An 8,468-nucleotide genomic window follows, 5' to 3' on the forward strand; every position below is an offset into this window, starting at 1 on the left:
CATGGCTGAGTTCTCGCTCGACCTGAACGAGGAACAGCGGGATCTACGCGACTGGGTGCACGGCTTCGCCGCCGAGGTCGTGCGCCCAGCCGCCGCCGAGTGGGACGAGCGCGAGGACACCCCCTGGCCGGTGATCCAGGAAGCCGCCAAGGTCGGCCTCTACGGCTTCGAGTTCCTCGCCACCTGCTGGGCCGACCCCACCGGGCTCTCCCTGCCGATCGCCAGCGAAGAACTGTTCTGGGGTGACGCCGGCATCGGCATGAGCATCTTCGGCACCTCACTCGCCGTCGCCGCCATCTACGGCGCCGGCACCCCCGACCAGATGGTCGAGTGGGTGCCGCAGTGCTTCGGCGACGTCGACTCGCCAGCCGTCGCCGCCTTCTGCACCAGCGAGCCGGAAGCCGGCTCCGACGTCGGCGCGATGCGCACCCGGGCCGTCTACGACGAGGCCACCGACGAGTGGGTGCTCACCGGCCAGAAGGCGTACGCCACCAACGGCGGAATCGCCGGAGTGCACGTGGTCACCGCCTCCGTCGACCCCGCGCTCGGCTCCCGGGGTCAGGCGGCGTTCGTCGTACCGCCGGGCACCCCCGGCCTGGCCGCCACCCGCAAGCTGCGCAAACTCGGCCTCCGCGCGTCACACACCGCCGACGTCTTCCTCGACGGGGTCCGCGTACCCGGCCGCTGCCTGCTCGGCGGACGAGACGCCCTGCTGGAACGACTCGACCGTGCCCGCTCCGGTCAGCGAGCCACCGGGCAGGCCGCGATGCGCACCTTCGAGCTGTCCCGACCCACCGTCGGCGCCCAGGCGCTCGGCGTGGCCCGGGCCGCCTACGAGTACGCCCTCGACTACGCGAAGGACCGGGTCCAGTTCGGACGCCCGATCATCGAGAACCAGGCGGTAGCGTTCGCGCTGGCCGACATGCGGATGGAGATCGACGCGGCGCGGCTGCTGGTCTGGCGGGCCTCGTGGATGGGCCGCAACAACCGCCCGTTCACCGCGGGCGAAGGATCGATGTCCAAGCTCAAGGCCGGCGAAGTGGCCGTTTCGGTCACCGAGAAGGCAGTGCAACTGCTCGGCGGGGCCGGCTTCCTGCGTGACCACCCGGTCGAGCGCTGGTACCGGGACGCCAAGATCTACACCATCTTCGAGGGCACCTCGGAAATCCAACGACTGGTCATCTCCCGGGCGATCTCCGGGATGCAGATCCGCTGACCGCCGTCGGCCCGACCCCTCCTCGACCAGGGTCGGGCCGACGGTGGCCCGGATTCCACGATCTGTGCCGTCTTTGTCACCCCACGCCGACGCCAACTGGGCCTTCAGCCGCGCCCAGTGCATGATCAAGGAAAGAAGCCCTGATGGACGGGCGGGCCGACGCCCCGTCCGCGCACCACCCGAGGAGGTCTGCGGCATGGACCTGCCGTTCATCGTTGCCACGCTGACCCGTCGCGGGCTGCTCACCCCCGGCAGCCCGGTCCGGGTCGCCTCGCAGCTCAACGCGTTGCGCACGTGGGGGTGGAGCCTGGCAGGCGAGCTACGCCAAGCAGCCGCCCGGGACCCGGGCCGACCCGCCGTCATCGACGAGAACGGCGTCGAGCTGACCTACCACGACCTGCTCGACCGAGCCGAGCGGATGGCCCGCTCGATGCGGGCCGGGCTCGGCGTACAGGCCGGCGACCGGATCGGCGTGCTCTGCCGCAACCACCACGGGCTGATCGAGACGATCGTCGCCGCCACCCTGCTCGGCGTCGACGCGGTACTTGTCAACACCGGGCTCAGCGCCGCCCAGCTGGGCACCGTCGCCGAGGAACAGCGGCTGCGGCTCCTCGTGCACGACGACGAGTTCGCCGAGCGGGTCCTCGGCCTCCCCGCCGAGCTGTCCCGGCTCGACGAACGCGCCCGCGAGGAGTTGGTGGCCGGGGCACTGCCGGGTGACCTCCACCCGCCCGAGCGCGACGGCCGGATCATCGTCCTCACCTCCGGCACCACCGGTACGCCCAAGGGCGCTCGCCGACCGACGCCCAGCGGCTTCGGTCCACTGGTGTCCATCATCGACCGCATCCCCCTGCACGCCCGGGACCGGGTGATGATCGCCGCGCCGATCTTCCACACCTGGGGATTCGCCGCCCTCCAGGTCTGCCTGGCACTACGAGCCACCATCGTGCTGCACCGCCGCTTCGACCCGGCCGCCACGCTCGCCGCCCTGAGCACGCACCGGTGCGACGCTCTCTTCGCCGTACCGGTGATGCTGCAACGGCTGCTGGAGGTGCCCCCGCCGGACCCGCGCCCCCCGCTCACTGTCGTCGCAGTGAGCGGCTCCGCCCTGCCCGGCGGGCTGGCCCCGAAGTTCATGGACGTCTACGGAGACGTCCTCTACAACCTCTACGGGTCCACCGAGGTCTCCTGGGCCTCCATCGCCGGCCCGCAGGACCTGCGTCAGGCACCCACCACCGCCGGTCGTCCCCCGCACGGCACCCGGCTGGAACTGCTCGACGACGACGGCCAACCCGTACCGGACGGACGGGTCGGGCGGATCCTCGTCGGCAACGAGATGCTCTTCGAGGGCTACACCTCAGGCGCCAACCGGGAAACCCACGACGGCCTGCTCGACACCGGCGACCTCGGCCGGCTCAACGCCGACGGGCTGCTCTTCGTCGACGGGCGGGCCGACGACATGATCGTCTCTGGCGGCGAGAACGTCTTCCCGTCCGAGGTGGAGGACCTGCTCGCGCAACTGCCACAGGTCCGCGAGGCGGCCGTGATCGGCGTGCCCGACCCCGAGTACGGCCAGCGCCTCTCCGCGTTCCTCGCCCTGCACCCCGGCGAGACCCTCGACCCCGAGGCGGTCCGCGAGTACGTCCGGCACTTCCTGGCCCGGTTCAGCGTCCCCCGGGACGTGATCTTCGTGAAGTACCTGCCTCGCAACGCCACCGGCAAGGTGCTCACCCGAGAACTGCGCCGCTACTACGGCTGACGGGCGGGGAGGCGCGGCGGCTGGTGCGTGCCCGCCGGGTCGAGGTCGGTGTTCAGCCGGGAATCGTGATCCGATCCTCGATCGCGGCGGCGGCGATGTCGGTGCGGTGCTGCGAGCCGGCCAACTCCACCCCGTCCACCAGCGCGTACGCGGCGTCCCGCGCGGCGGCCAGGTCGGCGCCGGTGGCCGTACCGCAGAGGACCCGGCCGCCGGCGGAGAGCAACGCGCCGTCGCTGGCCCGACGGGCGGTGCCCGCGTGGATGATGCCCGGACGGTCCGCACCGGTGATCACGTCGCCGGTGCGCGGCGCGGCCGGATAACCCGCCGAGGCGAGCACCACGGTCACGGCGCTGCCGTCGCGCCACCGCAGCGGCGGATGCTCGGCCAACGAGCCGGTGGCCGCCGCGTGCAGCAGCCCACCCAACGGGGTCTCCAGCAACGCGAGCACCACCTGGGTCTCCGGGTCACCGAAGCGCGCGTTGAACTCGATCACCCGAGGGCCGGCGGCGGTGATCGCGAGCCCGACGTAGAGCAGGCCGGCGAACGGGGTGCCCCGGCGACGCATCTCCGCGAGCGTCGGGTGGACCACATCGCGCATCACGTCGTCGACCAGGCCGGACGGGGCCCAGGCCAGTGGCGCGTACGCCCCCATGCCACCGGTGTTCGGCCCGGTGTCGCCGTCGCCGAGCCGCTTGAAGTCCTGTGCCGGCACCAGCGGCAGCGCCGCCTCGCCGTCGGTGACCACGAAGAGGCTGACCTCCGGGCCGTCGAGGAACTCCTCGACCACGACACGTCCACACTCGTCCGCGTGTGCCAACGCGGCGGCCCGGTCGTCGGTCACCACCACGCCCTTGCCGGCGGCGAGCCCGTCGTCCTTCACCACGTACGGCGCGCCGAACTCGTCCAGCGCCCGGGCGGTGCTCTCCTCGTCCGTGCAGACGTACGCCCGGGCGGTCGGCACGCCGGCGGCGGTCATCACGTCCTTGGCGAACGCCTTGGAGCCCTCCAACTGCGCGGCCGCACCGGATGGACCGAACACGGCGATGCCCTTGGCGCGTACCGCATCGGCGACCCCGGCGACAAGTGGCGCCTCGGGCCCGACCACCACCAGGTCAGCCGCCACCTCCACGGCCAACGCCGCCACCGCGGCCGGATCTGTCGGAGTGACCGCTCGCAGCTCAGCCACGCTGGCGATCCCCGGATTACCCGGCGCCGCAATCAGCGCGGAAACCCCAGGATCGTCCGTCAACCCAAGCGCAAGCGCGTGCTCCCGCCCGCCACCACCCACCAAAAGAACCCGCACGCCCGAGATCCTACTGTCCCCCTCCACCTCGCCCGCCCCCGTAGGGCCTCGGTGATCAAGAGGTTTGCGTCAGCGGTGGACTCGTTCTTGACGGAAACCTCTTGATCACCTTCGTTGGGCGACCGCGACTGCGATCGCTTGGCGGACCGTTTGGGGGATGTAGGTGGGGTGGAGGGTGTCCTGCCAGGTGAAACGGAGGATGGTCCAGCCAGCGTTGACCAGGCGGTTCTGGCGACGGCGGTCGGCGTAGGCGGCCTCCGGGGTGCCATGCGCGTCTCGGCCGTCCGCTTCGGCAATCAGCCTTGGGCCGCGCCAGCCCAGGTCGCCAATGCCGAGCAGATAGCCGTCATCGTCGCGCACTTCCAACTGCAGCGTGTCCGGCGGCACCCGGCCGTCCACGCACCGCAGCCGGCTACGCGTCTCCAGCGGCGACTGCGCCCGCCCGTCCGCCTCGGCGAGGCAGGCGCGTGCCATGACCGCGCCCCGACGTCCCCGGATCAGGCTCGGAATGGCCGCCAGATGTGCCGGATCGATGCGACCCTGGTTCAGAGCTGAGTCGAGGACCGAGACCGCTGGATAACGATCAACCCGAAGGATGACGTCCGAGACGGTGCGAAGCGGAGAGGTCGCCGGGATGCCCGCAACCTGGACGATGTCGCCGGGGCCGACGGTCACCTGATGCACCGTCAACCACGGCACCAGTGAGCGCTGAGGTCGGGGTCGATCGACTGGCACCGAGACGTGGACCTGTGCTGTCCGGCGAAGACCCGCGATGCCGTGCAACTCCAACGCGGAGTCCAGAACAGCGAAGGCGCCTGGGCCGAGGCTCATGACCGCAGCGCGGATTCGCGCCCGCCGACGCGTCGAATCACTCAACTCCGCTTCTGGAACGAAGCACCCACGGAGAAGCCGCTGCCACCTGCCGGACCGGTGCAACTGTCGGATCTGGTCCCTGGTCAGGCCGGCACGCAATGCCTGGCCCAGGGTGACCATGCCGTCCTGCCCGGCCGCAATGTGGTGAAGAAGTTGATGTGCACCCACACCCACACCCTGCCCACCCACCCCACTCGAACGAAGCCCCTGTGGACAACCCTCGAGCCCCTGTGGATAACCCCACAGTCCGCCTCGGTGATCAAGAGGTTTACGTCAACCTCACGACCAGATCTGACGCAAACCTCTTGATCACCGAGGCGGGCACCGGGTGGGGGTGGGGGTTGGGGGTTGGGGGGTGGGGGTGGTGGGGTTAGGGGAGGAGGGGGTGGAGGACTACGTTTTCTTCTCGGCCTGGGCCTACGCCTACGACGCTCACCCTCGTGTTGCAGAGTTCTTCGACCCTCGCGATGTAGCGGCGGGCGTTCTCCGGAAGGTCGTCGATGGTGCGGGCCTTGGTGATGTCCTCCCACCAGCCGTCGAGTTCCTCGAAGACGGGCTTGGCGTGGTGGAAGTCCGTCTGGCTCATCGGCATGTCGTCGACCCGGACGCCGTTGATCTCGTAGCCGACGCAGATCGGCACCTTGGGCAGGCCGGTGAGCACGTCCAGCTTGGTGATGACCAGGTCGGTGACGCCGTTGAGGCGGCAGGCGTACCGGGCGACGACCGCGTCGAACCACCCGCACCGGCGCTCCCGCCCGGTGGTGGTGCCGTACTCCGCGCCGATCTTGCGCAGGTGGTCACCGTTGGCGTCGAACAGCTCGGTCGGGAACGGCCCGGCACCCACCCGGGTGGTGTACGCCTTGCTCACCGCGATGACCTTGTTGATCGCGGTCGGCGGGATGCCCGCGCCCACGCAGGCGCCACCGGCGGTCGGGTTCGACGAGGTCACGAAGGGGTAGGTGCCGTGGTCCATGTCGAGCATGGTGGCCTGGGCGCCTTCCAGCAGCACCGTCTCGCCCCGGTCCAGGGCGTCCCAGAGCATCGCCCGGGTCTCCGCGATGTACGGCTTGAGCCGCTCGGCGTACGCCAGGTACTCCTCGACGGTCGCCTCGAGGTCGATCGCCTTGCGGTTGTAGACCTTGAACAGGATCTGGTTCTTCTCGCGCAGCGCGAGTTCCAGCTTCTTGCGCAGGATGCCCGGGTCGAGCAGGTCCTGGAGGCGGATGCCGATCCGGGCGACCTTGTCGCCGTACGCCGGGCCGATGCCGCGGCCGGTGGTGCCGATCCGGGACGAGCCGAGGTACCGCTCGATGACCCGGTCCAGCGCCCGGTGATGCGGCATGATCAGGTGCGCGTCACCGGAGATCCGCAGCCGGGACACGTCGACGCCGCGCTCCGCCAGGCCGTCGATCTCGGCGAGCAGCACCTTCGGGTCGACCACCACACCGTTGCCGATGACGATCATCGCGTTCGGCGAGAGCGCACCGGACGGCATCAGGTGCAGCGCGTACTTCTGGCCGTCCGGGGTGATCACGGTGTGCCCGGCGTTGTTGCCGCCGGAGTAGCGCACGACGTAGTCGACCCGCTCACCCAGCAGGTCGGTAACCTTGCCCTTGCCCTCGTCGCCCCACTGAGCGCCGATGAGCACGATCGCTGGCATCTTTTCCGCCTCCAGAAGGCTCGGGTGCCAGGTGGCGACCGCTCGGCGAGCCCGGGGTGTCAGGTTAACAAGTAGTGACGGCGCGGCCGGCAGGGGTCGCGTCGAGAGGCAGGAGGCTCCTTCCGTGTACGACGTGGTGCTGCTCACCCTCGGTTCGGAGCGGGACGCTCCCGGGGGCTGTGGCAGCGGCGGGGCCTGCTGCGGCGGCGCGACCGGGGCCGACACCGCCCCGACGAGCCAGACCGACACCGGCCAAGCCAACACCGACCAGACCGACAGCGGCCAGGCCAGCACCGACACCGGGCAGTGCGCGACGGAGCGGCCCCGGGTGCCGGTGCTGGCGTGCGCCGACGCGCTGAACGCCCGGGGCGCCCGGGTGGAGACGGTCACCGCCCGCTCCGACGCGGAGATCGACGCGGTGTTGGCCCGGCTCGACGGCCCGACCCGCCCGGACGGCCTGACCTGGCCGGATCCGGACAGCAAGACCCGGCTGGTCGTCGCCACGGCCAGCGACGGGCAGTTGCGCGCAGTGCTGCGCCGGCTGGTCAAGCGGTACGCCCCGGCGCCGAGCAAGCGCCCGGCGGACCTGCCCGGCAACCGGACCCTGCCCGACCTGCCGCCGGTGGCCGTACTCCCGCTCGACCCGGCCCGCGGCGGCACCCAGCGGGACCTGGTCGCGCAGCTCGGGCTGCCCCGTGACCCGGCGGCGGTGGCCACCGCGGTGCTGGACGGCACGCCGCGCCGGTTGGACCTGCTGCGCAACGACGGCGGCTCGGTGACCCTGGACGGCGCGCTCCTCGGCGCGGCCGACGACGCCGGCCGGCCGCTGCACTGGCGCGCCCGGGTGGAGGTCGACGACACCATCCTCACCGACGGTGCGGAACCGCTGCTGGCCTGCGCCGTCGGCAACGCCGGCGGGTACGCGACGCTCAACGACGTGACGCTGCTGACCGCGCCGGACCCGGCCGACGGCCAGGTCGAGGTCGCGGTGGCCGTGCCGGTGGTCGTCCGCTCGGCGTGGGGGCGCAAGCGGGTACGCCTCGAAGTTCGGCGGGCCCGTGGGCGGGCGGTGTCGGTGCTGCCCAGGGAGGGCAAGGTGCCGTACCTCGACGATGGTGTCGAGGGCGAGCTGACCCGGAAGCGTTCCTGGTGGGTCGAGCCGGGCGCGTGGGCGGTCTGGTCGATCTGACCTCGACCGCACCGACCGGCCGACCTGCCTGCGCCGATCGGCCCTGTTGGGCGATTGGGCCTATCCTCGCAGGAGGACTGGGGAGGGCCGTAATGGACGAGAACGCCGACCGGGCGCAGGTGCCCGGCCAGCAGCCGGTGCCGGAGCGGGACGTCGAACCACTCTGGCCGCCAGATCCGGGCGACCGGGGCGCGGTGCCGCCGTGGGCTGCGGTCACCGAGCAGCGGGGTGGGCCGTCGCCGGTCACACATCCGGTCACGCCACCGGTGGCCGCGCCGCCGATCGGGCGACCGCCGGTTCCCGGCCAGCCGGGCGCTGCGGCCCAGTCGCCGCCCTCGCCGTCGGACTACCCGTCGCTCACCGGTGCCGTCCCGGCGCCCGGGGGGTGGGGGGCCAGCGGCCCGTCCGGCGCCGGGTCGGGTTGGGCGCCGGCGCAGCCGAGTTGGCCGCCGCCGACCGACCCGGCCG

General features: G+C 71.7%; 6 protein-coding genes and 1 pseudogene. 4 read left to right on the plus strand and 3 right to left on the minus strand.

Annotation, left to right across the window (positions count from 1 at the left end; all coding sequences use genetic code 11):
- The first annotated feature begins 1 nt into the window (after position 1).
- Both PSH03_RS13205 and PSH03_RS13210 read left to right on the plus strand, forming a co-directional pair.
- Positions 2–1,216, plus strand: a complete 1,215-nt coding sequence (locus PSH03_RS13205; protein ID WP_210787407.1) for an acyl-CoA dehydrogenase family protein — start codon at positions 2–4, stop codon at positions 1,214–1,216.
- Between the two features lie 196 nt (positions 1,217–1,412).
- Complete coding sequence (locus tag PSH03_RS13210; RefSeq protein ID WP_210787406.1) at positions 1,413–2,975, plus strand: AMP-binding protein; 1,563 nt, start codon at positions 1,413–1,415, stop codon at positions 2,973–2,975.
- A 52-nt stretch (positions 2,976–3,027) separates the two neighbouring features.
- Here the strand turns inward: PSH03_RS13210 and purD are convergent, their stop codons facing one another.
- The 3 genes from purD to PSH03_RS13225 all read right to left on the minus strand — a co-directional run bounded on the left by purD (position 3,028) and on the right by PSH03_RS13225 (position 6,811).
- Positions 3,028–4,278 (minus strand): phosphoribosylamine--glycine ligase, encoded by a 1,251-nt coding sequence (gene purD, locus PSH03_RS13215; protein WP_238689267.1) that lies wholly within the window; start codon positions 4,276–4,278, stop codon positions 3,028–3,030.
- A 105-nt stretch (positions 4,279–4,383) separates the two neighbouring features.
- Positions 4,384–5,271 (minus strand): type IV toxin-antitoxin system AbiEi family antitoxin, encoded by an 888-nt coding sequence (locus tag PSH03_RS33180; RefSeq protein ID WP_210787404.1) that lies wholly within the window; start codon positions 5,269–5,271, stop codon positions 4,384–4,386.
- Positions 5,272–5,521: 250 nt separating this feature from the next.
- Positions 5,522–6,811 (minus strand): adenylosuccinate synthase, encoded by a 1,290-nt coding sequence (locus PSH03_RS13225; protein WP_210782949.1) that lies wholly within the window; start codon positions 6,809–6,811, stop codon positions 5,522–5,524.
- Between the two features lie 124 nt (positions 6,812–6,935).
- Between PSH03_RS13225 and PSH03_RS13230 the strand changes: the two genes are divergently transcribed.
- Together PSH03_RS13230 and PSH03_RS13235 are read left to right on the plus strand one after the other, a co-directional pair.
- On the plus strand, positions 6,936–8,000 hold the full coding sequence (locus PSH03_RS13230) for a diacylglycerol kinase family protein (protein ID WP_238689269.1): 1,065 nt from the start codon (positions 6,936–6,938) through the stop codon (positions 7,998–8,000).
- Positions 8,001–8,092: 92 nt separating this feature from the next.
- Positions 8,093–8,468 (plus strand): annotated as a pseudogene (locus tag PSH03_RS13235) (chromosome partitioning protein); the annotation flags it as partial.

Origin of the sequence: Micromonospora salmantinae (assembly GCF_022230905.1) — a bacterium.
In the GTDB taxonomy this organism is placed as follows: domain Bacteria; phylum Actinomycetota; class Actinomycetes; order Mycobacteriales; family Micromonosporaceae; genus Micromonospora; species Micromonospora salmantinae.